22 protein-coding genes and 2 pseudogenes are annotated in these 24,947 nt (G+C 72.3%); 12 read left to right on the forward strand and 12 right to left on the reverse strand.

Features of this window, described 5'->3' with window-relative positions:
- Positions 1–5 precede the first annotated feature (5 nt).
- From P8A20_RS29900 to P8A20_RS29925, 6 genes are all read right to left on the reverse strand, one after another.
- Entirely contained in the window at positions 6–2,315 is a 2,310-nt protein-coding gene (locus tag P8A20_RS29900) for an FdhF/YdeP family oxidoreductase (RefSeq protein WP_147962758.1), read from the reverse strand.
- Positions 2,316–2,354: 39 nt separating this feature from the next.
- Positions 2,355–2,873 (reverse strand): SRPBCC family protein, encoded by a 519-nt coding sequence (locus P8A20_RS29905; RefSeq protein WP_147962236.1) that lies wholly within the window; start codon positions 2,871–2,873, stop codon positions 2,355–2,357.
- Positions 2,874–3,076: 203 nt separating this feature from the next.
- The gene (locus tag P8A20_RS29910; RefSeq protein WP_147962237.1) at positions 3,077–3,832 is read right to left on the reverse strand and encodes an anti-sigma factor; all 756 of its coding nucleotides are present in this window, start codon (positions 3,830–3,832) and stop codon (positions 3,077–3,079) included.
- Entirely contained in the window at positions 3,829–4,413 is a 585-nt protein-coding gene (locus P8A20_RS29915) for a sigma-70 family RNA polymerase sigma factor (protein WP_147962238.1), read from the reverse strand. Before P8A20_RS29915 ends, P8A20_RS29910 begins: the two co-directional genes overlap by 4 nt.
- Positions 4,414–4,683: 270 nt before the next feature.
- Complete coding sequence (locus tag P8A20_RS29920; protein WP_147962239.1) at positions 4,684–5,529, reverse strand: siderophore-interacting protein; 846 nt, start codon at positions 5,527–5,529, stop codon at positions 4,684–4,686.
- A gap of 65 nt (positions 5,530–5,594) precedes the next feature.
- A complete protein-coding gene (locus P8A20_RS29925) occupies positions 5,595–6,503 on the reverse strand; it encodes a 5'-3' exonuclease (protein WP_306105212.1) in 909 nt (302 codons plus the stop codon).
- A gap of 264 nt (positions 6,504–6,767) precedes the next feature.
- On the opposite strand from P8A20_RS29925, the gene P8A20_RS29930 reads away from it, so the two are divergent.
- The 5 genes and pseudogenes from P8A20_RS29930 to P8A20_RS29950 form a co-directional block, all read left to right on the forward strand.
- On the forward strand, positions 6,768–7,874 hold the full coding sequence (locus P8A20_RS29930; RefSeq protein ID WP_147962240.1) for a quaternary amine ABC transporter ATP-binding protein: 1,107 nt from the start codon (positions 6,768–6,770) through the stop codon (positions 7,872–7,874).
- Positions 7,867–10,494 carry an ABC transporter permease/substrate binding protein gene (locus tag P8A20_RS29935; RefSeq protein WP_306104550.1) on the forward strand — a complete coding sequence of 876 codons (2,628 nt, stop codon included), beginning with the start codon at positions 7,867–7,869 and terminating at the stop codon, positions 10,492–10,494. The genes P8A20_RS29930 and P8A20_RS29935 overlap by 8 nt, the downstream gene beginning before the upstream one ends.
- Before the next feature lie 198 nt (positions 10,495–10,692).
- Positions 10,693–11,238 (forward strand): helix-turn-helix domain-containing protein, encoded by a 546-nt coding sequence (locus P8A20_RS29940; RefSeq protein ID WP_147962242.1) that lies wholly within the window; start codon positions 10,693–10,695, stop codon positions 11,236–11,238.
- Between the two features lie 13 nt (positions 11,239–11,251).
- Positions 11,252–11,305 (forward strand): annotated as a pseudogene (locus P8A20_RS38790) (hypothetical protein); the annotation flags it as partial.
- Between the two features lie 42 nt (positions 11,306–11,347).
- Positions 11,348–11,512 (forward strand): annotated as a pseudogene (locus P8A20_RS29950) (helical backbone metal receptor); the annotation flags it as partial.
- Here the strand turns inward: P8A20_RS29950 and P8A20_RS29955 are convergent.
- Entirely contained in the window at positions 11,451–12,599 is a 1,149-nt protein-coding gene (locus P8A20_RS29955; protein WP_306104551.1) for a TDT family transporter, read from the reverse strand. The pseudogene P8A20_RS29950 and the gene P8A20_RS29955 overlap by 62 nt on opposite strands.
- Positions 12,600–12,669: 70 nt before the next feature.
- Here P8A20_RS29955 and P8A20_RS29960 point away from each other — a divergent pair, with 70 nt between their 5' ends.
- Positions 12,670–13,602, forward strand: a complete 933-nt coding sequence (locus P8A20_RS29960) for a LysR family transcriptional regulator (RefSeq protein ID WP_306104552.1) — start codon at positions 12,670–12,672, stop codon at positions 13,600–13,602.
- Between the two features lie 38 nt (positions 13,603–13,640).
- Here P8A20_RS29960 and P8A20_RS29965 read toward each other — a convergent pair whose 3' ends face one another.
- Together P8A20_RS29965 and P8A20_RS29970 are read right to left on the reverse strand one after the other, a co-directional pair.
- The gene (locus P8A20_RS29965) at positions 13,641–14,354 is read right to left on the reverse strand and encodes a gamma-glutamyl-gamma-aminobutyrate hydrolase family protein (RefSeq protein ID WP_306104553.1); all 714 of its coding nucleotides are present in this window, start codon (positions 14,352–14,354) and stop codon (positions 13,641–13,643) included.
- 112 nt (positions 14,355–14,466) lie between these two features.
- Entirely contained in the window at positions 14,467–15,204 is a 738-nt protein-coding gene (locus P8A20_RS29970) for a FadR/GntR family transcriptional regulator (protein ID WP_147962245.1), read from the reverse strand.
- 74 nt (positions 15,205–15,278) lie between these two features.
- Between P8A20_RS29970 and P8A20_RS29975 the strand changes: the two genes are divergently transcribed.
- The 3 genes from P8A20_RS29975 to P8A20_RS29985 are packed head-to-tail and all read left to right on the forward strand — an operon-like array spanning position 15,279 to position 18,811.
- The gene (locus P8A20_RS29975; protein WP_147962246.1) at positions 15,279–16,640 is read left to right on the forward strand and encodes a glutamine synthetase family protein; all 1,362 of its coding nucleotides are present in this window, start codon (positions 15,279–15,281) and stop codon (positions 16,638–16,640) included.
- Between the two features lie 8 nt (positions 16,641–16,648).
- The gene (locus P8A20_RS29980) at positions 16,649–18,013 is read left to right on the forward strand and encodes an aldehyde dehydrogenase family protein (RefSeq protein ID WP_147962247.1); all 1,365 of its coding nucleotides are present in this window, start codon (positions 16,649–16,651) and stop codon (positions 18,011–18,013) included.
- 6 nt (positions 18,014–18,019) lie between these two features.
- The gene (locus P8A20_RS29985) at positions 18,020–18,811 is read left to right on the forward strand and encodes a 3-oxoacyl-ACP reductase (protein WP_147962248.1); all 792 of its coding nucleotides are present in this window, start codon (positions 18,020–18,022) and stop codon (positions 18,809–18,811) included.
- Positions 18,812–18,925: 114 nt separating this feature from the next.
- Here P8A20_RS29985 and P8A20_RS29990 read toward each other — a convergent pair whose 3' ends face one another.
- Positions 18,926–20,128: an amino acid deaminase/aldolase gene (locus P8A20_RS29990; protein WP_306104554.1), complete on the reverse strand. Its 1,203-nt coding sequence runs from the start codon at positions 20,126–20,128 to the stop codon at positions 18,926–18,928.
- 463 nt (positions 20,129–20,591) lie between these two features.
- On the opposite strand from P8A20_RS29990, the gene P8A20_RS29995 reads away from it, so the two are divergent.
- Together P8A20_RS29995 and mycP are read left to right on the forward strand one after the other, a co-directional pair.
- Complete coding sequence (locus P8A20_RS29995; protein ID WP_306105213.1) at positions 20,592–21,455, forward strand: hypothetical protein; 864 nt, start codon at positions 20,592–20,594, stop codon at positions 21,453–21,455.
- A complete protein-coding gene (gene mycP, locus P8A20_RS30000; RefSeq protein WP_147960524.1) occupies positions 21,452–22,669 on the forward strand; it encodes a type VII secretion-associated serine protease mycosin in 1,218 nt (405 codons plus the stop codon). The genes P8A20_RS29995 and mycP overlap by 4 nt, the downstream gene beginning before the upstream one ends.
- Before the next feature lie 30 nt (positions 22,670–22,699).
- Here mycP and P8A20_RS30005 read toward each other — a convergent pair whose 3' ends face one another.
- The gene (locus P8A20_RS30005) at positions 22,700–23,605 is read right to left on the reverse strand and encodes a serine hydrolase (RefSeq protein WP_306104555.1); all 906 of its coding nucleotides are present in this window, start codon (positions 23,603–23,605) and stop codon (positions 22,700–22,702) included.
- Between the two features lie 86 nt (positions 23,606–23,691).
- On the opposite strand from P8A20_RS30005, the gene P8A20_RS30010 reads away from it, so the two are divergent.
- Positions 23,692–24,441 (forward strand): SseB family protein, encoded by a 750-nt coding sequence (locus P8A20_RS30010; RefSeq protein ID WP_306104556.1) that lies wholly within the window; start codon positions 23,692–23,694, stop codon positions 24,439–24,441.
- 64 nt (positions 24,442–24,505) lie between these two features.
- Here P8A20_RS30010 and P8A20_RS30015 read toward each other — a convergent pair whose 3' ends face one another.
- Positions 24,506–24,871 carry a DUF1844 domain-containing protein gene (locus P8A20_RS30015; protein ID WP_014157243.1) on the reverse strand — a complete coding sequence of 122 codons (366 nt, stop codon included), beginning with the start codon at positions 24,869–24,871 and terminating at the stop codon, positions 24,506–24,508.
- Between the last annotated feature and the right edge of the window lie 76 nt (positions 24,872–24,947).

Consider the following 24,947-nt stretch of genomic DNA (forward strand, 5'->3'; position numbering starts at 1 on the left):
CCCGGTCAACGGATGACGCCCCCGCTCTCCCCCGCGGGTTCCAACCGCACGACCATGCCCTTGGCGGTCGGCTGGTTGCTGGACTCGGCCACACTGTCCAGCGGCAGCAGGACGTTGGCCTCGGGGTAGTACGCGGCGGCGCAGCCGGGGGCCGTCGGGTAGGGCACCACCGTGAAGTTCTCCGCGCGGCGATCCGCGCTGCCGTCCCAGACACTCACCAGGTCGACGTTCTGCCCCGGTGCCAGCCCGAGCCGGGTAACGTCCCGAGGGTTCACGAGGACCACGCGGCGGCTCCCGTGGATACCCCGGTAGCGGTCGTTGTCCGTGTAGGGGACGGTGTTCCACTGATCGTGGGAACGCAGACTCTGCAACACCAGGTGTCCGTCGGGGGCGTGCAGCATCTCCCAGGCGTTGCAGGTGAACATGGCCTTGCCCGTCGCGGTGCCGTAGACGCCCTCGTTGACGGGGTTGGGAAGTCTGATGCCACCCGGACGGGCCACCCGCCGGTTGAAGTCGTGCAGCCCGGGCACGACGCGTGCGATCCGGTTCCGGATGGTGCCGTAGTCCGCTTCGAACTCCGCCCAGGGGATTCCCGCCGTGCCGTCGAGGGTACGGGCGGCGAGCCGGCACAGGATGGCGACCTCGCTGAGCAGGACCTTGGACGCCGGTTCCAGTCGACCGTGTGAGCTGTGCACCTCACTCATCGAGTTCTCCACGGTCACGAACTGCTCGCCCGTCGCCTGGATGTCCCGTTCGGTGCGGCCCAGGGTCGGCAGGATCAGCGCGGTCCGGCCGCACACGGTATGGGACCTGTTGAGCTTGGTGGAGACGTGCACGGTCATCCCGCACCGCCGCATGGCGTCCTCGGTGACGTCGCTGTCCGGAGCGGCCCGCACGAAATTGCCCGCGACGCCGACGAACACCTTGACCCGGCCCTCGCGCATCGCCCGGATCGTGTTCACCGAGTCCAGACCGTGGGCGCGCGGCGGCTCGAAGCCGAACTCGTCGCGCAGGGCGTCGAGGAAGGAGTCGGGCATCTGCTCCCAGATCCCCATCGTCCGGTCGCCCTGGACGTTGCTGTGCCCGCGCACCGGGCACGCTCCCGCTCCCGCCCTGCCGAGGTTGCCGCGCAGCAGCAGGAAGTTGACGATCTCCCTGATCGTCGGCACCCCGTGCTTGTGCTGCGTCACCCCCATGGCCCAGCAGACGACGACGCGCTCGCTGCGCAGGACCTCGTCCCTGACGCTCTCGATCTCCGCGCGGGTCAGCCCGGTCGCGGCGAGGACGTCCTCCCACGCGACCGTCCGGGCGTGGCGGGAGAACTCCTCGAAACCGCTGGTGTCGGAGTGGATGAAATCCTGGTCGAGGACGCTGCCCGGCCGGACGTCCTCCGCCTCCAGCAGCAGCCGGTTCAGGCCCTGGAACAGCGCGAGGTCGCCACCGCTGCGGATCTGGAGGAACCGGTCGGCGATCCGGACACCGCGTCCGACGACGCCGTTCGGCTGCTGGGGGTTCTTGAACCTCAGGAGACCGGCCTCCGGCAGGGCGTTCACCGCGATGACGCGGGCGCCGTTGCCCTTGGCCTCCTCCAGCGCCGAGAGCTGGCGCGGGTGGTTGGTCCCGGGGTTCTGTCCCACGACGAGGATCAGATCGGCGTGGTGGATGTCCTCCAGGCTCACCGTTCCCTTGCCGGTGCCCAGGGTCTGGTGCAGGGCGAATCCGCTGGACTCGTGGCACATGTTGCTGCAGTCGGGAAGGTTGTTGGTGCCGAAGGCCCTGGCGAGGAGCTGCAGGAGGAAGGCCGCCTCGTTGCTGACCCGGCCCGACGTGTAGAAGACCGCCTCGTCGGGTGAGTCCAGCGCCTTCAGCTCGTCGGCCAGCAGCCCCAGGGCATCGTGCCAGCTGATCGGCTCGTAGTGGTCCGAGCCGGGCCGCTTGACCATCGGCTCGGTGAGCCGGCCCTGCTGGTTGAGCCACAGGTCGGACCGCCGGCCCAGTTCGGAGACCGCGTGCCTGCGGAAGAAGCCGGCCGTGACGCGCCGCGATGTCGCCTCGTCGTTGATGTGCTTGGCGCCGTTCTCGCAGTACTCGTTGAGGTGCCGGTGTCCGGGGGACGGGTCCGCCCAGGCACACCCGGGGCAGTCGATCCCGCCCACCTGGTTCATCGTCAGCAGCGTCAGTCCCGTCCGCCGGACCGACGTCTGCGCGAGGGAGTACTCCAGGGCGTGGGCCACGGCGGGCACCCCCGCCGCCCACTCCTTGGGCGGGGTCACGGTGAGTCGTTCGTCCGGCTCTTCGCGCGGGGCCTTCTTCATCGGCATGCCCTCTCGGTCTCTCGCTCTCGGACAAAACGGTCAGCCGACGGGCCAGTGGGGGACCCGGCACCTGACGGGCTCCGGCTCCACGGGCCGGACGTGGCCGTCACGGATGGCTCCACGCCAGGCCCCGCCCTCCTGCCCGAGGCCCTCGATGAACTCCTTGAAGTGACCGAGTTCGGCCCGGACCGTACGACGCGCGAATCCGGCTGCGTGGGTGCGAAGGCCCGGGGTGCCGGAGGACCGGAAGTCGATGCGCACGGCGACCTCGGTACGGCCCGGCCCCGTCGCGCGGAACGACACCTCTCCCCGATGCCCGGCACGCGCCCCCAGACTCCGCCACGTCACGAGGGAGTCGGGCCTCTGGTCCACGATCTCCGCGTCGAACTCGTGTCGCAACGGACCGAACCCGACCACCCAGCGGGTGAGATTGGGGCGGATCTGCTCGACCCGCTTCACGACGGTCATGAACCGGGGGAAGCTCTTGAACTGCGTCCACTGGTTGTAGGCGGTGCTCACCGGCACGGCCACTTCGATCGTCTCTTCAACGCTGCTCATGGCCCACCTGTCCTCGGGCGCCGGGATGGCCGGTGCCGCCGCGCGACCCGCACCGTGACCGGCGACCGGAGAAGGACGTGTTCCCTGCCACCCTGCAACAGCTCCCCGGGCGCCGCTACTCAGGAGAACGCCGACTCCCCGGGCACGGCCTCGGTGCGAGGTCGTGCCCGGGGAGTGCGGGAGCGGCGTGGCGGGAGAGGGACTCAGGCGGCCCCGAACTCCATCAGCGCCACCGGCGCCGAGGTCGGCTGATCCGATCCGCCCGCCGGCTCGACGGTGATGCCCATGCCGGACGCACGGTCCACGGGCCCGTCCAGCAGGACCGCGTCGTCCGTCGCCGACGGGTTCATCAGCCCGGCCGACCGCATGGTGCCGGCGTCGTCGAACCACAGCTGGTAGACCTTGCCGCCCGGTGGCTGCGCCATGTCCGAGGCCAGGAACACCGCCCGGTTCACGCTCTGCGAGACCACCACGGTGCCCCGTGCGCCGTCCCCGAGATCCGCGGCGGTGGTCGTCGCGTCCGACGCGGTGAGCACCCGCGCCACCTGCTCGTTGTGCTGCTGGGCGCGGTCGGTCTCCTGCCGTGCGTCCTGCGCGACCTGGTTCTGCCACACGGCGACCCCGCCGAACGCGGCAGCGGCGGCGACACAGGCTGCGAGCGCGTACGTCGACCAGCGGCCGGCCCGCCCGGCGGGAGCCCCGGCGCGGGAACTCCGGCCGTGGGGCGGCGGCTCCTGGCGCACGGTCGTGATGTCCCGCAGGACCCGGTCCCTGAGCCCGGGCGGCGCGGTGACCGACACGGCGAGCCCGAGCCGGGCGGCCGTGGCGGACAGCTCGCGCACCTCCTGGGCGCAGGCCTCGCAGGCACCCAGATGCCGTTCGAACGCGACGCGCTCGTCCTCCGGCAGCGCGTGCAGGGCGTAGGCCCCGGTCAGTGTGTGCAGTTCGGCCGTGCTCATGCGCTCACCCCCAGGCAGTCGCGCAGCCGGATCAGCCCGTCGCGCAGCCGTGTCTTGATGGTTCCCAGCGGTACGGACAGCAGTTCGCCGACCTCGCGATACGTCAGCCCGCGGTAGTACGCCAGCGTCACCGACTCCCGCTGGAGCTCGGACAGGGTCCGCAGACAGCGCCGGACCTGCTCCCTCTCCAGCCGGGTCTCGACCTGCTCGGACACCTCGTCGAAGTCCGGGGTGCGGTCCAGCAGCGCCGCCTTGTGCTCCCGCGCCGCGGTCGCCTCCGCCGACCGCACCCGGTCGACCGCGCGGTGGTGGGCGAGCGTCAGCACCCAGTTCATGGCGCTGCCGCGGGACGGCTGGTAGCGGGGGGCGGTGCGCCACACCTCGACCAGGACCTCCTGGGCCACCTCCTCCGACTGGGCCGGGTCCCGGAGCACGCTCCGTACGAGGCCGAGGACAGGCCCGCTGACCTGGTCGTACACCTGGGTGAAGGCGTCCTGGTCGCCACGGGCCACCTGGACGAGCAACTCCTGCAGGCCGGGGCCCGGTGAGGGGGCCCCACTGATGTGTACGGCTTCTTTCACGCGGACGGTCCTCCCGGAGCACGCATCGGTTTCCTGGTTGATTCGGAGCCGGCGCTTCTCCGGATTGGTCGAACAGGGTACGGATTCGTGGGCCGGGCCGCATCCTCGCGCGAGTACCTGCCGCCACGGACCGTGACACCCATGTGGAGGCCTCCGCCCGCGTCCACGAGGACGGACAGCAGGTGCGAGGGGCCGCGGGGGAGTGACGGGAGAACGCGGAACCCGGCCGGCGTCGAGGACGGCGACCGGGTTCCGGGTGGGGCGAGGGGCCTACTGGGCGGCGCCCTCCTGCTCGCGCTCCACCTGCTCGTTCCACTCGCGCTTGACCGCACGCCACGCGTCGTCGTTCTTGCCGAGGCGCCAGTAACCCGAGATCGACAGCTGCCGGAGCGGGATCCCGCGCTCCAGGCGGAGATGGCGCCGGATCTCCTTCACGAAGCCCGCCTCGCCGTGGACGAAGGCCTGCACCTCGCCCTCGGGGAACTCCAGGCCGGTCACCGCCGCGACGAGGGCCTCGCCGACCGGCCGGTCACCGCGGTGCAGCCAGGTCACCGAGACGCCGTCCGGCGTCACGAGCTTCTGCTCCTCGGAGGCGTCCGGCACCTCCAGGAACGCGTGCACCAGTGCACCCTGGGGCATCTGCTCCAGCGACGCGGCGATCGCGGGCAGGGCGCTCTCGTCGCCCACCAGCAGGTGCCAGCCGGCCGAGGACTCCGGGACGTAACCGCCGCCGGGCCCCAGGAAGGTCACCTCGTCGCCGGGCTTCGCCCGGGCGGCCCAGGGGCCCGCCAGGCCCTCGTCGCCGTGCACCACGAAATCGATGGCCAGCTCACGCGCGGCGGGGTCCCAGGAGCGAACGGTGTACGTCCGGGTGGTGGGCCACAGTTCCCGCGGATACTTCTCGCGGATCGCCGCCATGTCGAAGGGGTGGCTGTAGTCGGCGCCCTCCGGGGCGAAGCACAGCTTGACGTAGTGGTCGGTGTAGCCCTCGAAGGCGAAGCCGGCCAGGCCGTCGCCACCGAGGACCACGCGCACCATGTGCGGGGTGATCTGCTCGGTGCGCAGGACCTGCGCCCCCTGCGCCTTCGGTGTCCGGCGTTGCGGCTGCTCTGCCACGAGGTTCTCCCTGCTCTGGGCACATGCGATGTCCTGCGTACTTAGGCTTACCTAAGCTAGCATCTTCACGCCTGGAGCGTCAGAAGCAGGCGTTGCAGAGCGTTCCCCAGGCCCCACCGTGCCGCGAGGGCCTCCAGGGCCGCCGGGTCGCGGGGTTCGCGGGGGAGTGCCGGGTCGAACCAGGGGAGCGGGACGTCGTCGGCGACCCGGACGACCTTCGGCGCCACCGCGACGTAGTCCCGGGCCTCGTCCAGGCGTCTGCGCTGGGACGGGGTCAGCCGGGCGGCGGGGTCGTCCACCGCCGCCATGATCCCTGCCAGGTCGCCGAAGGCGTCCAGCAGCTTGGCCGCGGTCTTCTCCCCGATGCCGGGGACTCCTGGCAGGCCGTCGCTGGGGTCTCCGCGCAGCAGTGCCAGATCGACGTACCCGGCACCGTCCACGCCGTACTTCCCGCGCAGCCACTCCTCGTCCGTCACCTGGAGCGTCCCCACGCCCTTCAGGGGGTAGAGCACCCGCACGCCCCGGGCGTCGTCGACCAGCTGGTAGAGGTCGCGGTCCCCGGTCACGATGTCCACCGGGCCGCCTGCCCGCCCGGTCAGTGTGCCGATGACGTCGTCCGCCTCGTACGGGGCGACGCCCACCCGGGCGATGCCGAGGGCGTCCAGTACGGCCTCGATCACCGGGACCTGCGGGGAGAGGGTGTCGGGGACCTCCTCCTCGTCGGGGAGGCCCTCGGCGGTCTCGGTGGCCACCCGGTGGGCCTTGTAGGTCGGGATCAGGTCGACCCGCCACTGAGGGCGCCAGTCGGCGTCCATGCAGGCCACGAGGTCGTCCGGGCGGTGGTCCTGCACCAGGCGGGCGATGAAGTCGAGCAGCCCCCGCACGGCGTTGACCGGCGTGCCGTCCGGTGCGCGCACCGAGTCCGGGACGCCGAAATAGGCGCGGAAGTACAGGGAGGCGGTGTCGAGGAGCATCAGGCGTCGCGTCACACCCCGATGATGCCGCACCCCACTGACACGGCGGCTGCCGGAGAGTGCGCGGTTCCCGGATTCAGTCCCCTTTCAAGTGACCTGGGTCACACATGTGTTTGGGTCGCGTAAGTGGGGGCAGGCGCGGCACCGGAGCGGACCACGTCCATTTTCGACTGGTGGTACGTGCTCTGCGGACCGAATCCGCACCGCTCCACGGTCTGCCGAAGGGGGTGGCAGACCGTTTTCGGTTCAACGCGTGAGGTGTATGTGTCCAGGCTGCAAGCCGAACACTTGTACAAAGTGTTCGGCAGACGACCCGATCAAGCCGTGCAGAAGCTCGAAGGCGGTACGCACCGCGACGAGCTGCGCGCCGACGGAACGACCGCTGCGGTGATCGACGCGTCGTTCACCGTGGAACCGGGCCAGATCTTCGTCGTCATGGGACTCTCCGGATCCGGTAAGTCCACCTTGCTGCGGATGCTCAACGGGCTGCTGGAGCCCACGGCCGGACGCGTGCTCTTCGACGGGCAGGACCTGACCGCCCTGAGCCCCCGTGACCTGCGCAGCGTCCGTTCCAACAAGATCAGCATGGTCTTCCAGCACTTCGCGCTCTTTCCTCACCGCAGCGTGCTCGAGAACGCCGCGTACGGCCTGGAGGTCCAGGGCGTCCCGCGTGCGGCACGTGAGGCACGTGCGGCCGAGGCGCTGGAGCTGACCGGTCTCGCCGGCTGGGAGAAGTCCTGGCCCGACGAGCTGTCCGGCGGCATGCAGCAGCGTGTGGGCCTGGCCCGCGCGCTCGCCACCGACGCCGACCTGCTGCTGATGGACGAGTCCTTCAGCGCGCTCGACCCGCTGATCCGCCGCGACATGCAGGACCAGCTCCTCGAACTGCAGAAGCGCCTGAAGAAGACGATCGTCTTCATCACCCACGACCTCAACGAGGCCATGCGCCTCGGCGACCGCATCGCCGTGATGCGGGACGGCGAGATCGTCCAGCAGGGCACCGCCGAGGACATCCTCGTCCGGCCGTCCAACGACTACGTCGCGTCCTTCATCCAGGATGTCGACCGCTCCCGGGTGCTCACCGCGGGTTCCATCATGGAGGCGCCCGAGGCGGGCCGCTCCGACGAGGACCTGCTGGCCGAGGCCCCGGCGACCGTGACTTCGGAGACCCCCATAGCCGAGCTCTTCACCCCCTTCTCCACCAGCGGGGCGGCCGTCGCCGTCACCGGTGAGGAGGGCGACGTCATCGGCGTCGTCCCGCGCGAGAGGCTGCTCGCGGCGCTCGGCGAGGAACCCCAGGTGGAGCCCCAGGCCGACACCCAGGTGCCGGCCCCCCGGGACGAGGTCAAGAAGGTGATCGCCGGTGCCTAGGCTCTCCTTCGGCAGCTGGGTCGAGGACGCGGTCGACTGGCTCCAGTCGAACCTCACCTGGATCTTCGACCTCATCAAGACCGTCCTCGGCGGCATGTACGACGGCGTCAACGCCGTGCTCGGCGGCGGCGAGCCGCTGCTGATGGCCGGCATCTTCGCCGTCATCGCCTTCTGGCTGCGCGGTGTGATCCCCGCCGTGGCCACCTTCGTCGGCTTCGCGCTCATCGACTCCCTCGCCCTCTGGGACGAGGCGATGGCCACCCTCTCGCTGGTGGTCGTGGCAGCGGTCATCACCATCGTGATCGCGGTGCCCACGGGTATCTGGGCGGCGCGCAACAGCCGGGTCAGCTCCGCGCTGCGGCCGGTGCTCGACGTCATGCAGACGATGCCGGCCTTCGTCTACCTGATCCCCGGCGTCATGTTCTTCGGCGTCGGTGTCACCCCCGGCGTGATCGCCACCATCGTCTTCGCGATGCCGCCCGGCGTCCGCATGACCGAGCTGGGCATCCGCCAGGTCGACAGCGAGCTGGTCGAGGCCGCCGAGGCCTTCGGTACCTCGCCCAAGCACACCCTCACCCGGGTGCAGCTCCCGCTCGCCCTGCCGACGATCATGGCCGGTATCAACCAGGTCATCATGCTGGCCCTGTCGATGGTCGTCATCGGCGGTATGGCCAGCGCCGGCGGCCTCGGCGAGAAGGTGTACGCCGCGATCACCCAGCTCCAGGTCGGCCTCGCCGCCGAGAGCGGGATCGCCGTCGTCATCCTGGCCATGTACCTGGACCGGATGACCGGCGCACTCAACGAGCGGGTCTCCCCGCTCGGCCGCCGTGCGGCCGCCAAGGTCGCCGCCGGTGCGCGGCGGCTGAAGTTCACGCACTACAAGCCGGGAACCGCCGTCGCGATGACCGGTGTCGTCGTCCTCGCGCTCGTCGCGGGCGGCCTCAACATCGCCGGCTCCTCGGACTCGAAGGCCTCGCAGGCCGACGCCTCGGACGTCGGCCAGGGCCAGAAGATCAACATGGGGTACATCCCCTGGGACGAGGGCATCGCCTCCACGTACCTGTGGAAGGAGATCCTCGAGCAGCGCGGCTACGAGACCGGGATCACCCAGCTCGACGCCGGTCCGCTCTACTCCGGTGTCGCCCGCGGTGACATCGACTTCCAGACGGACTCCTGGCTGCCCACCACGCACAAGGACTACTGGGACAAGTACAGCGACCAGCTGGACGACATGGGTGCCTGGTACGGCCCGACGTCCCTGGAGCTGACGGTCCCCTCGTACGTCAAGGGCATCGACTCGCTCGAGGACCTCAAGGGCCAGGGCAAGAAGTTCGACGGCAAGATCATCGGCATCGAGGCCAGCGCCGGGATGATGGGCACCCTCAATAAGAAGGTGCTCAAGGAGTACGGCCTGGAGGGCGAGTACAAGGTCGTCTCCTCCAGCACCTCCTCGATGCTGGCCGAGCTGAACGCCTCCATCAAGAAGAAGGAGCCCGTCGTGGTGACCCTGTGGTCGCCGCACTGGGCCTACGGCAAGCACGACCTGAAGAAGCTCGAGGACCCGAAGGGTGCCTGGGGCAAGGGCGAAGAGGTCCACACCGTCGCGCACAAGGGCTTCGCGAAGAAGGCGCCCGCCGTCGCCAAGTGGCTCAAGGACTTCAAGCTGACCGAGGGACAGCTCACCAGCCTCGAGAACGAGATCCAGAGCGCCGGCCAGGGCAAGGAGCAGGACGGTGTCCGCGCCTGGCTGAAGAAGAACCCCGGCCTCGTCGACAAGCTGGCCCCGGTGCCGGGCGGCGCGGGCGGCTCGCAGCAGGGCAAGGACGCGGGCAAGACCGTCAACATGGGTTACTTCCCGTGGGACGAGGCCATCGCCTCCACCTACCTCTGGCAGAACATGCTGGAGGACCGGGGGTACAGGACGACGGTCAAGCAGCTCGACCCGGGTCCGCTGTACACGGGTCTCGCGCAGGGCCAGCTCGACGTCCAGTTCGACTCCTGGCTGCCCACCACGCACAAGGACTACTGGGACCGGTACAAGGACAACCTCACCGATCTCGGTTCCTGGTACGGGCCGACCTCGCTGGAACTGAGCGTGCCCTCGTACGTGAAGGGCATCGACTCGCTCGAGGACCTCAAGGGCCAGGGCAAGAAGTTCAAGGGCAAGATCATCGGCATCGAGTCGAGCGCCGGGATGATGGGCACCCTCAACAAGAAGGTGCTCAAGGAGTACGGCCTCGAAGGTGAGTACGAGGTGGTCTCCTCCAGCACCTCGTCGATGCTGGCCGAGCTGAACCGGTCGATCAAGAAGAAGGAGCCCGTCGTGGTGACCCTGTGGTCGCCGCACTGGGCCTACGGCAAGCACGACCTGAAGAAGCTCGAGGACCCGAAGGGTGCCTGGGGCGAGGGCGAGCAGATCCACACGGTCGCCAAGAAGGACTTCGCCAAGGACTTCCCGGAGCTGACCGGCTGGCTGAAGGACTTCAAGCTCAGCGAGGCGCAGCTGGCCTCGCTGGAGGTGGAGCTCCAGAAGGGCGGCGCCGGCAAGGAGAAGGAGTCCGCCCGCCGCTGGATGGACGCCAACCCGGACGTGGTCGCGAAGCTGGCGCCCGTCAGCTGACCCTCCCGGTCCACGGACCGGACATGACGAAGGGGACGGCCCCGGTAGCGAACCGGGACCGTCCCCTTCAGGCTTGTCGGAGGGAGTCCCCGAAGGTTTCCCGTCCGTCCTCGTCCGCCGGCTTCCCCTCCATCACGCGAACGACATGCGTAGGGTGCTGGCAACCGGCAGGATGGCGAACCGGGGAGGGAGCCGGACATGGACGACAAGGAAGCCCTTCGAGTGGGTGCCGCGGTCCGCCGACGCCGCAGGACCCTCGGACTCACCCTGGCCGCGGTGGCCGGGCGCAGCGGACTGTCCGTACCGTTCCTCAGCCAGATCGAGAACGAACGGGCCAGACCCAGCCCCCGGTCCCTGGACCGGGTGGCGCAGGCGCTGGAGACCACGACCGAGCGGCTGCGGGCCGCGGCGGACTCGGCGCGCGCCGTGGACGTCGTGCGGGCGGGCGACGGGGACGGCGTGCGCCGGCTGGTGCGCGGACGGCATCAGCTCAGCGCCCTGGAGTTCATCGGCGAGCCGGACCTGGGGCGCGAGTTCCAGCACCGCAACGACGAGGTGATGTACGTCGTGGAGGGCGCGGTCGAGATCGAGGCCGAAGGGCAGGCCCACCGGCTGGGCAAGGGCGACACCCTCTTCCTCTCCGGCGGGGTCAGGCACCGGTGGCGGGCGACCGTACCGGGCACCCGGCTGCTGGTCGTCTCGGTCGCCGAGCACATCGACGCGACGTACGACTCGCGCCGCTGACGGGGGAGTGCCGGTGCGTGTCGTCTCCCTGGTCCCGTCGCTCGCCGAGGCCGTCGCCCTCACGGCCCCCGGTCCGCTCGTCGGTGTCACCGACCGGTGCACCCACTCTGCCGGGTTGGTCGTGCTGCCCGACGAGCCGTACCGCTTCACACCCGCCGACGGGCCCGAGGCCTTCCCGGGGCTGTCCGCCGTACTCGTCGACGGGCGTCACCTCACGTGGTGCGGACCGTCGCGGGCCGAGGCGGCCGGGGTGCTGCGAGCAGCGTTCCGCTGAACAGGCCGCCCAGCGTCCGCACGCCGGCGACGGCCCAGGCGGTCACCAGCAGGGCGTAGAGCGCCAGGGCCAGCCAGGTGAACGCCTCCAGCCCGGTGTGCCGGGCCAGCCCCGCGGCGCCGGTGACACACGTACCGACCGGGAAGGTGAATCCCCACCAGGTCATCGTGAAGCGCATGCCCCTGCGCATCGCGCGGACCACCATCGCGGTGGAGAGGGCCAGCCACAGCAGGGCGAACCCCATGACAGGCACGCCGTACAGCACCGCGAAGGCGCCGAAGGCCGAGGCGTACGGCGCGGGGACAGCGCCCGGCGCGACATCGGCCAGCTGGTTGACGGCCGTCGTGGACTGGCCCAGCGGCCCGAGCACCAGGAACAGCGTCGGGGTCAGCGCGAGCGGCAGGGGACCCTCGTGGACCAGCCGCGCGAAGACCAGCGGGACGACCACCAGGGTCGCCAGCAGGGACAGTCCGAACATCGCGTAACAGGCGAGCAGGAGCGCCTCGCGCCCCTGCCCGGGCGCGAGCTCGGGGACCAGCAGCGGGCCGACCGCGGCCGAGACCATCGGGGCCACCAGGGGCAGCAGCCACACCGGCGACGCGGTGCCCGGCGCGAGGCGGTGGCGCACGACCATGAGGTAGGGGATCGCCACGGCGGCCGCGAGGCCCGCGACCGTGCCCGCCGTGAACAGCAGCACGTCCACGGCGACGGCCGCCTGATGCCCGATGACGTCCCGGCCGACCACCAGCGTGCCCGCGCCGACGGCGAGCAGCGCCATGGACACGCAGCCGTGGAACGGGGCGACGGCCGGATCCAGGAGATGGGCGCGGGCCTGGTCACGGTGGAGGACCCAGTGCCCGGCACGCGCCGTCGTCACGACGGCCAGCAGCACCGCCGACAGGGCCCACACCGCCACGCACCCGGCCCGCAGCCCAGGCACGTCGACGGGCAGCGCCGCACCGGCCGTGGCCACGATCGCTGTGCCCATGACCGTCGCGTACCAGTTGGGTCCGAGGTGCCGCAGGGACGGGAGCCGCGGGGCGAGGGGGCGGGACACGGGGGTCCGGCTCCACAGAAAGGTGGCCATGCCACGATTCTCGGCGGGCGGGGAGCCGCCCACCAGGGAGTGCGGGGCTATGAGGTCATAGGCTGGGGTTATGTCCAGCCCCCTGCCCCCGCCCCCCTCCCTGACCCACCGCGTTCCCGATCTGGGGGCCATGGTGCTGCTGCTCGCCGTCGCGCGGCACGGGAGCCTGGGCAGGGCGGCACGGGAGGTCGGCATCAGCCAGCCCGCCGCCTCCGGCCGCATCCGGTCGATGGAGCGGCAGCTCGGCGTCGCGCTCCTGGACCGTTCACCGCGCGGATCACGGCTGACGGACGCGGGCGCCCTCGTCACCGACTGGGCGCGCCGGGTCGTCGAGGCCGCCGAGGCGTTCGACGCGGGGGCGCAGGCGCTCCGGGACCGGCGGGACTCCCGGCTGCGGGTGGCGGCCAGCATGACCATCGCGGAGTACCTGCTGCCGGGCTGGCTGATCGCGCTGCGGGCCGACCGCCCGGGGACCGCGGTCTCCCTGCTCGCGGGCAACTCGGCGGCGGTCGCCCTGCGGCTGCTGGCCGGTGAGGCGGACCTGGGCTTCGTCGAGGGCCTCTCGATACCGGAGGGGCTCGACGGCACCGTCATCGCGCACGACCGGCTCGTCGTCGTGGTCGCACCCTCCCACCCGTGGGCGCGCCGGGACCGGCTGACCCCCGGGGAACTCGCCGGGACCCCGCTGATCCTCCGTGAGCACGGCTCGGGCACCCGTCAGGTCCTGGACGCCGCCCTCGCCGTGCACGGCGGACTGGCCCGTCCGCTGCTCGAACTCTCCTCCACCACCGCGGTGAAGGGGGCTGCCGAGAGCGGCGCCGGCCCCTGCGTGCTGAGTGAACTCGCCCTGGGTGAGGAACTCTCCGCGCGGCGTCTGGTCAAGGTCCCGGTCGTGGGCGTCCGGCTGCGCCGTCAGCTGCGCGCGGTCTGGCCCGCCGGCCACCGGCCCACCGGGCCCGCCCGCGACCTGCTCTCCCTGACCGCCCGTGAGACGGGGACCTGACGACCGAGGCGCACGGCGTGCCCCGGCCGCCGGCCTCCTCAGACCGATGTGACGGCCGCCCCGCGCCGGGCCGCGGCCACCAGGGCCCGCATGATGCGGAGGTCGTCACCCATCTCGGGGTGCCACTGCACCCCGAGCACCCACTGGGTCCCCGGCAGTTCGACCGCCTCCACGGTGCCGTCGACCGCGTGCGCGGAGGCCACCAGCCCCGGCGCGAGCAGGTCCACGGCCTGGTGGTGGTAGGTGGGTACGGACGTCTCCTCGGCCACGAGTGAGGCGTACAGCGTCCCCGGCACGGGTGTCACCGCGTGCTCGCCGAGGACACCGGTCTTCCCGAACGGGCCCGCGTGCCCGTCCAGGTGCTGGGTCAGGGTGCCGCCCATCGCCACGTTCAGCAGCTGCATGCCGCGGCAGATCCCGAGCACCGGGGTGCCGTCGGCCCTGGCCGCGCGGAGCAGGGCCACTTCCCAGGTGTCGCGTTCGTACGCCGGCGGGCCCGTCCTGAAGTCGCGCTCCGCGCCGTACAGCCCGGGGTCGACGTCCGCCCCGCCCGCGATCACGAGGCCGTCCATCCGAGCCACGACCGCCGCCGCCTTCGCCGGATCGTCCGGCGGCAGGAGCGCGGCCGTTCCGCCGGAGCGCTGGACGAGCCGGGGGTAGGCGGAGGGGAGCACCGCCGCCGGGAGTTCCCAGACGCCCCAGCGAGCCGCCGGCTCCAGATAGGTCGTGACGCCGATGAGCGGTTCGTGCATGGTGCGGTCCCTCCGGCGGCCGGTCTGCGGGCCGGCCCGGTGCAATGGTGTTGCGATATACCTTTGTTCGTACCGGGCCGCTGCGCAAGAGGAGTGATCCGGAAAGACCGGATCAAGCCAGGAAGCCGCGGAGCAGCGCGGCCGTCCCCGCGCAGTGCTCGCGCATCACCGCCCGCGCCGCCTCCTCGTCGCCGTCGAGCACCGCTTCGACGAGAACCGTGTGCTGATGCTGCGAGTGTTCGAGGTTCCGGACGAGCAGGGGGATGCAGTCCAGGAGGTCGTTGACGCTCGCCCGCACGGTCGCGTACCGGTCGGAGAGGGAGGGGGAGCCGGAGAGCTCGGCGAGCGTCAGATGGAAAAGGGTGTCGATCCTGCGGTAGTCGGGCAGAGGTGCCTCGTGTGTCGCCGCCAGAGCACCGCGCAGCCGCTCCGCCCCCTCGTCGTCGAGGCCGCGCGACGCGCAGAGCCCGGCCGCCCCCGACTCCAGGACCTCGCGGAACAGCAGGACGTCCTCGATGTCGACGTCCGCCACCCGTCGGCGCAGCTCGTCGCCGTCGGCCGGACCGGTGCGGGGGAGCACGAACGTCCCGCCGTACCGCCCGCGTCTCGCCTCGATCAGGCCCTGGTCCTGGAGCACCTTCAGCACCTCGCGCAGGGTGACGCGGCTGATGCCGAGGAGCCCGGCCAGCTCCCGCTCCGCCGGCAGCCGCCCGCCGCCGGGCACCAGGCCGAGCCGGACCACCTGGAGGATCTGCTCCAGCGCCTCCTCGAAGCCGTTGCCCGCACGGACCGGCCGCAGCGCGGGCAGCAGCAGGCCCGGTTCCCCGGATTCTCCGGTTTCATCCGCCACGTCCTGATTCCCTTCCCTCCAATGGTTCTCTCCCATACCTTAGACCGACCGGCTGACCGAACGAGGAGTATCCCGTGGCAGACCGAACACCCCCGCTGGGGACCGACGAGCTGCGCGTGCTCGTGGAGCGCGGTGAGATCGACACCGTGGTCCTCGCCTTCCCCGACATGCAGGGCAGGCTCCAGGGCAAGCGGTTCGCGGCCTCCTTCTTCCTCGACGAGGTGCTGGAGCACGGCACGGAGGGCTGCAACTACCTGCTGGCCGTCGACACGGACATGAACACCGTCGACGGATTCGCGATGTCCTCCTGGTCCAACGGCTACGGGGACTTCGCGATGCGCCCCGACCTCACGACCCTGCGCCTGATCCCCTGGCACGAGGGGACCGCCCTGGTCATGGCCGACCTCTCCTGGGACGACGGCTCCCCGGTCGTCGCCGCGCCCCGCCAGATCCTCCGGCGGCAGCTGGAGCGGCTCGCCGCACACGGGCTGACCGCCCACGTCGGCACGGAACTCGAGTTCATCGTCTTCAAGGACACCTACGAAGAGGCATGGGACCGCGACTACCGCGGCCTCACCCCGGCCAACCGGTACAACATCGACTACTCGGTCCTCGGCACCGGCCGCGTCGAACCGCTGCTGCGCCGCATCCGCAACGAGATGGCGGCCGCCGGGCTCACTGTCGAGTCCGCCAAGGGGGAGTGCAACCCCGGCCAGCACGAGATCGTCTTCCGCTACGACGAGGCACTCGTCACCTGCGACCAGCACGCCGTCTACAAGACCGGCTCCAAGGAGATCGCCGCGCAGGAGGGCGTCGCGCTGACCTTCATGGCCAAGTTCAACGAGCGCGAGGGCAACTCCTGCCACATCCACCTCTCGCTCCAGGACGCCGACGGGCGCAGCGTCATGGCGGGCGAGGACGGGGCCATGTCCCCGGTGATGAAGCACTTCCTCGCCGGCCAGCTCGCCGCGCTGCGCGACTTCTCCCTGCTGTACGCGCCCAACATCAACTCCTACAAGCGCTTCCAGCCCGGCTCCTTCGCCCCCACCGCCGTCGCCTGGGGCCACGACAACCGCACCTGCGCCCTGCGCGTCGTCGGGCACGGCCGCTCGATGCGCTTCGAGAACCGGCTCCCCGGCGGCGACGTCAACCCCTACCTCGCGGTCGCCGGACTCGTCGCCGCCGGCCTGCACGGCATCGAGAACGGACTGGAGCTCCCCGACGCCTGCGAGGGCAACGCCTACACCGCCCGGTACGACCAGGTCCCCACCTCACTGCGTGAGGCCGCCGCCCTCTGGGAGGACAGCGAGGTGGCCCGGGAGGCCTTCGGCGACGACGTCGTCGCGCACTACCGCAACATGGCACGCGTCGAACTGGAGGCCTTCGACGCAGCGGTGACCGACTGGGAGCTCCGCCGCTCCTTCGAACGCCTGTGAGGAACCCCGTGATCCACGAGCACCGTGTACTGAACCCGGCGACCGAGGAACTCGTCGCCACCGTCCCCGCCACCTCCGCCGCGGAGGTGTCCACCGCCGTCGCCCGGGCCGCGGAGGCCCAGCGCACCTGGGCCGCACTCGCCCCCGCCGACCGCGCCCGGCTGCTGCGCCGTTTCGCCGTCCTCGTCGACGACCACGGGGAACGGCTGGCCCGGCTGGAGGTCACCGAAGCGGGACACACCCTGGGCAACGCCCGCTGGGAGGCGGCCAACGTCCGGGACCTCCTCGACTACGCGGCCGGGGGAGTGGAACGCCTGACCGGGCGCCAGATCCCGGTACCGGGCGGGATCGACATCACCTTCCTCGAACCGCTGGGCGTCGTCGGAGTGATCGCCCCGTGGAACTTCCCCATGCCGATCGCCGCCTGGGGCGTCGCCCCCGCCCTCGCCGCGGGCAACGCCGTCCTCCTGAAACCGGCCGAGACCACCCCGCTCACCGCCCAGTACCTTGCCCGGCTCGCCCTGGAGGCCGGCCTGCCCGAGCACCTCTTCCAGGTGCTGCCCGGCGCGGGCGACGTGACGGGCAGGGCCCTGGTCGAGCACCCGGGCGTGGCCAAGATCGTCTTCACCGGCTCCACCCGCGTCGGCAAGGAGATCATGGCCGGGTGCGCGGACCGGGTGAAGCGGCTGACCCTCGAACTCGGCGGCAAGAGCCCCAACATCGTCTTCGCCGACGCCGACATCGAGACCGCCGCGGCCACCGCGCCGATGTCCTTCCTGGACAACGCCGGCCAGGACTGCTGCGCCCGCACCCGCATCCTGGTCCAGCGGTCCGTGTACGACCGCTTCCTGGAGCTCCTCGTCCCCGCCGTCGCCTCGGTCGTCGTGGGGGACCCGTCGGACGAGAAGACCCAGATGGGGCCGCTGATCTCGCTGGCCCAGCTGGAGCGCGTCCGCGGATTCGTCCCGGACGGCGCCGACGGCATCCGGGGCAGCGCGCCCACCGGCCCCGGCTTCTGGTTCCCCCCGACCGTCCTGACCGGTGTCGCCCCCGACGCCCCCGTCGCCACGGAGGAGGTCTTCGGCCCCGTCGCCGTCGTCCTGCCCTTCGAGGACGAGGAGGACGCCGTCCGGCTGGCCGACGCCACCGAACACGGCCTGGCCGGCTCGGTCTGGACCCGCGACGTGGGCCGCGCCCTGCGGGTCTCCCGGGCGGTCCGCGCCGGGAACCTCTCGGTCAACTCCCACTCCGCCGTCCGCTACTGGACCCCGTTCGGCGGTTACAAACAGTCCGGGCTCGGCCGCGAACTGGGGCCCGACGCCCTCGCGGCCTTCACCGAAACCAAGAACGTCTTCATCAGCACGGAGGCCTGAGAACACATGACCACCGACTCCGGGAACATCTGCCGCCGTCTGACCGGCCGCACCGCCGTCATCACCGGGGCGGGCAGCGGCATCGGACTCGCCACCGCCCGCCGGCTGGCGTCCGAAGGAGCCCACGTCGTCTGCGGTGACATCGACGAGGGCGCCGGCAGGGCCGCCGCCGAGGAGGCGGGCGGCACCTTCGTACGCGTCGACGTCACCGACCCCGGCCAGGTCGAGGCCCTCTTCGCGGCGGCGCACGACACCTACGGTTCCGTCGACATCGCCTTCAACAACGCCGGGATCTCCCCGCCCGAGGACGACTCCATCCTCACGACCGGGCTGGAGGCATGGAAGCGCGTCCAGGACGTCAACCTCACCTCCGTCTACCTCTGCTGCAAGGCTGCCCTCCCCTACATGCGCCGCCAGGGCCGCGGCTCGATCATCAACACCGCCTCCTTCGTCGCCCGGATGGGCGCCGCGACCTCCCAGATCTCGTACACCGCCTCCAAGGGCGGCGTCCTCGCCCTCTCCCGCGAACTCGGGGTGCAGTTCGCCCGCGAGGGGATCCGGGTCAACGCCCTGTGCCCCGGGCCGGTCAACACCCCCCTGCTCCAGGAGCTGTTCGCCAAGGACCCGGAGCGCGCCGCCCGCAGGCTCGTGCACATCCCTCTCGGCCGGTTCGCCGAGGCGACGGAGATCGCGGCCGCGGTCGCCTTCCTGGCGAGCGACGACTCCTCGTTCGTCAACGCCACCGACTTCCTCGTCGACGGCGGGATCTCGGGCGCCTACGTGACCCCGCTCGACTGAGGCACCCGGCTCATGGTGTGGTGGCACGGGCTACGCGACGCCGCCCGGGCGGTGCCGGCCGCGCCGGCGTCCGCGCGGGCGGCGACGCCACCGCCCGGCCCCCGGGGAACGCGCCTACAGGAAGGTGCGGCCCTCGCCCCGGTACGTCGGGACGGTGGCGGTGATCCGGTCGCCCTCGATCAGCCGCAGTTCGTCGAAGCGTTCGCACAGCTCACCGGCCTTGGCATGCCGGAACCACACCTTGTCACCGATCAGCAGATCGTCCGCCGGAGCGCCGAGCAGCGGTGTCTGCACCTCGCCAGGGCCCTCCTGCGGGTCGTAGCGCAGCCCCTCGGGCAGATACGGCACCGGCAGCCGGTCAGGACCCGCCGCCCCGGACGCCGGATACCCCCCGCCGAGCACGGTCACCACGCCCACGCCCGGACGCCGCACCACGGGCTGGGCGAACAGCGCCGCCGGACGCCCGGTGAACGACGTGTAGTTGTCGAACAGCCTCGGTACGTAGAGACCGGAACCCGCCGCGATCTCGGTCACCGCGGCCTCCGCGGCGGTGTGCTGCACGCTGCCGGTGCCGCCCCCGTTGACGAACTCCAGACCGGGCGCCACCGCGCGGACCGCCCGCACGACCTCCGCGCGCCGGACCGCCAGCTCCCTGCGGGCCGCCGCCTGCATCAGCCGCACCGCGCGGGACCGGAAGGGCCGCCCGGCCACCGAGTCGCCCACACCGGCGACATGCCCCTCGTACGCCATCAGCCCCACCAGCCGGAAGCCGGGCCGGCGCTCCACCGAGCGGGCCAGCTCGGCCAGTTGCGCGGGGGAGCGGAGCGGGGAGCGCAGCGCGCCGATCCTGACCCGGCCGCCGAGCATCCGCAGCGAGGTGTCCAGCTCCAGACAGACCCGGATCTCCTCGGTGCCGCCGGCCCGTGCCGCGTCGATCAGCTCCAGCTGCGCGTGGTCGTCCACCATCACGGTCACCGCGGCGGCAAGCTTCGGATCGGCCGCCAGCTCGGCGTACGCGGACCGGTCGGCCGACGGGTAGGCCAGCAGCACGTCGTCGAATCCGGCGCGGGCCAGCCACAGCGACTCCGCGAGGGTGAACGACATGATCCCGGCGAAGCCCGGACGCGCGAGCACCCGCTCCAGCAGGGCCCGGCAGCGCACCGATTTGCTCGCCACCCGGATCGGCTTGCCCCCCGCCCGGCGCACCAGATCATCGGCGTTGGCGTCGAACGCCTCCAGGTCGACGACGGCCACCGGGGCGTCGAGATGGGCGGTGGCCCTGTTGTAGCGGCTCTGGTCAGCGGCGCGGGCAGTCATGGCCGCAGCTTGCCAGACGTCCGTACCACTGGGTAGGGGACGTTCGGTGCAGATCGTGCCGCACCCCGCGTCCCGTCCCCACGGGGCCCTGTCCACCCCGTAGAGTGACCGTCACACGATCGACCGGCGGGCCCGCGCGGACGGCGGTCCGTGGGCGGTGCGGGGACGTGGACCAGGGGGACGGATGAGTACCGAAGCGCGACGCGCTCCAGTCCCGCCCCGACCGGCCGGCCCGCCCCTCATACCCGGCGGCACCCCCGCTCCTGCGGCCCCGCCCTCCGGATCCGTACCGCCGGGACCGCCCCCGGAGCCCGCGCCCCCGCCCCCGCGCCCCGAGCCCGCGCCGCCCGTGGAGACGACCACCCGGCTCAGGCCCGTACCGCCCGCGCCGCCGTCACCACCCGCCGGGCACCCGGGACCCCCGCCACCGCCCGCCGCCACCAGGCGCAGGCCCGTCGGCGCCGTGGACCTCACCCCGCGCCGGGGCGCCGCCCCGCCCCCGCCGTACGCGTACCACCCGTACGCCGAGACTCCCGTGGAGACCACCACCCGGCTGCGCCCCGTCAAGGCCGGGAACCCCGGCAGGACCGTGGCGGCGGCCGTCTGCGGCGTGCTCGGCCTCGGCCTCGTCGGAGGCGCGGTCACCGGCAGATGGCTCACCGGGGACTCCGCGGCCGATCCGGGTGCCGGCAGCGCGTACACCGTGGGCCGCTCCGCCTGGCACACCGTGCCCGTCGACTCCCTCTTCCCGCGCACCCTCAAGGGCGACGGCGCGGGCCCGGGAGCCACCGACCGCGTATGGACCAGGGTCGCCGTCGCCGGCGACGGCGGCTGTGCGGCGGGGCTGGACCCGCTGCTGCTCAGGACACTCCGGCCGGTCGGCTGCGAGCGCCTGGTGCGCGCCACCTACACCGACGCCACACGCAGCAGCGTCACCACCGTCGGCTTGGTCTTCACCGAGGGTGACACCCAGGCGATGGGCGCGCTCGACACCCGGTTCACCACCCAGAACCTCGCCGCCCGGACCGATCTGATGCCGCGTACCTACCCGGCCGAGGGCACCGTCGCCGCGGGCTTCGGCGAGCAGCAGCGCGCCAGTTGGACGGTGAACGTCCTGACCGAGGTGCCCGTCGTCGTGTTCGCCGTCTCCGGCTTCGCCGACGGCCGTACGGTCGCCGAACCGCAGCCCGCGGCCGAGGCCATGGCCGCCGGCGCCACGACTGCCGTCGCCCAGGCGGGCCTCGGCCACGAGGCGAAGGGCATCGCCGACCGGGTGGAGCGCACGCTGCGCAGGACCGTCACCGACCTCACGGAGAAGCCGGAATGACCCGTCCCCGCCGGTTCAGGGCGCTCGCCGCCGTGACCACGGCCACGGCCTTCACGCTGCTGACCGCCGTTCCCGCACACGCGGACGCCATCCGTGACCAGCAGTGGGGACTGGAGGCCCTCCACACCGGCGGTGCCTGGCAGACCACGAAGGGCAAGGGCATCACCGTCGCGGTCCTGGACACCGGTGTGGACGACGAACACCCCGACCTCGCCGGCCAGGTGCTCCCGGGCAAGGACCTCATCGGCTTCGGCGCCGAACGCGGCGACCGTTCCTGGGCCCTGCACGGCACCGCGATGGCCGGCATCATCGCCGGCCGCGGCAACGGCCCCGGACAGGGCGACGGCGTGCTCGGCGTCGCCCCGGAAGCGAAGATCCTGCCCGTCCGGGTCATCCTCGAATCCGGTGACCCGTCGCGCTCCAAGGCCCGTGAGTCACGCGGGACGGCGCTGGCCGACGGCATCCGCTGGGCGACCGACCACGGCGCCGACGTCATCAACCTCTCCCTGGGCGACGACAGCGAGTCCGCCCACCCGGAGCCGGGCGAGGACGCCGCCGTGCAGTACGCACTCGGCAAGGGCGTCGCCGTCGTCGCCTCGGCCGGCAACAGCGGGGACAAGGGGGACCGGGCCTCCTACCCCGCGGCCTACCCCGGTGTGATCGCAGCCGCGGCCGTCGACAGGTACGGCACCCACGCGGCCTTCTCCACCCGGCGCTGGTACGCCACGGTCAGCGCGCCCGGGGTCGACATCGTCGTCGCCAATCCCGACGGGCACTACTACATGGAGTGGGGAACCTCCGCGGCGTCGGCCTACGTCTCCGGGGCCGTCGCCCTCGTACGCGCCGCGCACCCGGGTCTCTCGCCCGCGCAGATCAAGACCCTGCTCACGGACACCGCCGGCAACGCCCCCGAGGGCGGCCGTGACGACGCCAGGGGCTACGGACTGGTCGACCCCGCCGCCGCCATCGCGGCAGGGGCGAAACCGCGCCCCGACGACCGGGGCGCGCGTGCCGCCGAAGCGGGCTACGGCAAGCAGTACTTCGGCTCCGGCCCCGCCCCGGAGAAGGGGGACGGGAAGCCCGCCGGATGGCTGGCCCCCTCTGCGGGCGGCCTCGGAGCCGTACTCCTCGCCCTGGCCGTCGTCCTGTGGCGCGGGAGGAACAACGGCGGGCGGTCCGGCGGCGCCCCGTTCCCCGCGGGCCCCTACCGCTGAGAGGGACGCGTCCGGCGCCCGGGGACCGTCTCAGCCCGCCGGGGTCACCGCACCGGTCACGCCCACCGCAGCCTTGGCGACGGACTCGACGAGAGCGATGCCCGCCTCCTTCGTCGCATGACCGCGCGACAGCACCGCCACCAGCACGGTGTGCCCGCCGCTCTCCACCCGCCCGATGCTGTTGACGTCCCACAGCCCCGTCGTCGTCCGGGGCATCCATCCGTTCTTCAGCACGGCGTCGCTGCCCGCCGCGGACACCCCCCACCGCTGGTCCGCCTCGACCTGCCCCATCAGCTCCGTCAGATACGCGCGTGAGGCCGCCGACAGCTCGGAATCCGTCCCGGAGACCGCCTCCAGCAGCCGCACCTGGTCGGCGGCCGTGGTCTGGGTGAGCCCCCACGCGTGGGCCGCCCGCGTCGTGGTCAGCCCCAGCCGCTCGTTGGCCGCGTCGAGCCCCTCCTCCCCACCGATCACCTTGAGCAGCTCGGTGGCCGAGGTGTTGTCGCTGCGGCGGATCATGGCCTCCGCGTACGCCTGCTCCGCGCCGTTCAGCTCCCGGCCCTCGTCCTGCGCCAGGAGCAGCAGGGCCGCCAGGATGTCGACCTTGACGATGCTGGCGGTGTCGTACGCCTCGTCCCCGTAAGCGGCACCCGTGCCGCTCTCCGTGTCCAGCACGGCCACCGACACGTCGGCACCGTCCGCCAGGGGTGCCAGCGCGTCGGCCAGCTCCGCGTCGAGATCCACCTCGGGCTCCTCGCTCCGGCCCGCCTCGGCCGGCGGGCTCGACGCGGACGATACGGCGGCCACCGAGGCGGCCGCGTCATCCGGTGGACGACCCACCAGATACGCACCTCCCGCGGCGGAACCGGCCAGCAGGACGACGGCGGCGGTCACGAGGCCGGACAGCGCCGGCCTGCGCGTTCTGTGACGGGACATGGCCCGGACGCTAGGCAGCGTGGCTGGCAGCAGCCTGTGCCCGACCTGTCGCCGAGGTGAGAGAACCGACCCACTACGCTCGTGGTGTGGCGCTCAAGAACATCCCGGACCCCGGTTTCTCCGACGACGACGGCACCGCCTCGCCCGAACTGACGGCGGCCCTCGCCGCCTGGGCCGAGGACCGGACGGCCGTCGGACCCGTCCTCGCGGCCCTGCGCGACGCCCGGCTGCTCGTGCCGGTCGTCGCCGTGCTGGGGGAGGTCGAGGAGGGGGACGATACTCCTGGGAGGGGTGGTGGCGGGCTGCGCCGCGAGAAGACCAGCGACATGGCCGTGCCGACCCTTCAGGCCGGTGACCGGCGCGCCCTGCCCGCCTTCACCTCCACCGCCTCGCTGGCCCGCTGGGACCCGCAGGCCCGCCCCGTCGCCGTACCCCTGCACCAGGCGCTGCAGGCCGCCGCGCACGAGAAGGCGGACACGGTGGTGCTCGACCTCGCCGGGCCCGTCGCCTTCGAGCTGACCGGACCTGCCCTGCTGGCCCTGGCCGAGAACCGGGCCAGTGCGGACCCGCTCGACGACCCCGCCGTCGTCGAGGCGGTACGGGAGGCCGTGGCCGCCGAGCCCGCGGTGCTGCGTGCCCACCTCGGCCCCGGCGCGGCCGACGGCACCCTCGCGCTGGTCCTCGCGCCGGACGCCGTGGTCGCGGAGGCCGCCCGCCGGGTCGCCGACGCGCTCTCCGCCAGCGAGGTGCTGCGCGCCCGGCTGGTGCGCGGGATCGACCTGGCACTGCTGCCGGCCGGCGCCGAGGCGCCCGGCGCCGCCCTGTTCACCCGCTGACGCACGCGAGCCCGCCACCTGTCGAAGGCGGCGGGCTCCTAGGGGCCGTGTTCCGGCGGGAGTGTCAGCCGTAGACCGGGCCGGTGTACTTCTCGCCCGGGCCGTGGCCGGGCTCGTCCGGCACGAGCGAGGCCTCGCGGAACGCCAGCTGCAGCGACTTCAGGCCGTCGCGCAGCGGGGAGGCGTGGAACGTGCTGATCTCGGTCGCGCTCGCGTCGAGGAGTCCGGCCAGCGCCTGGACCAGCTTGCGCGCCTCGTCCAGGTCCTTGTGCTGCTCGCCCTCCTCGGTCAGGCCGAGCTTCACGGCGGCCGCGCTCATCAGATTGACGGCGACGGTCACGATCACCTCGACCGCGGGAACCTCCGCGATGTCGCGGGCCATGTCGTCGAAGCCGGGGTTCTCGGTGCTGGGAGTGGTCGCGTCGCTCATGCCCCACACGATAAGGCCAGGCCACGCGCGTCCTTCCCGCGGGAGCACGCCGGGACACGGGATTAGCGCACGCGCG

This window comes from Streptomyces sp. Alt3, assembly GCF_030719215.1.
In the GTDB taxonomy this organism is placed as follows: Bacteria; Actinomycetota; Actinomycetes; order Streptomycetales; family Streptomycetaceae; genus Streptomyces; species Streptomyces glycanivorans.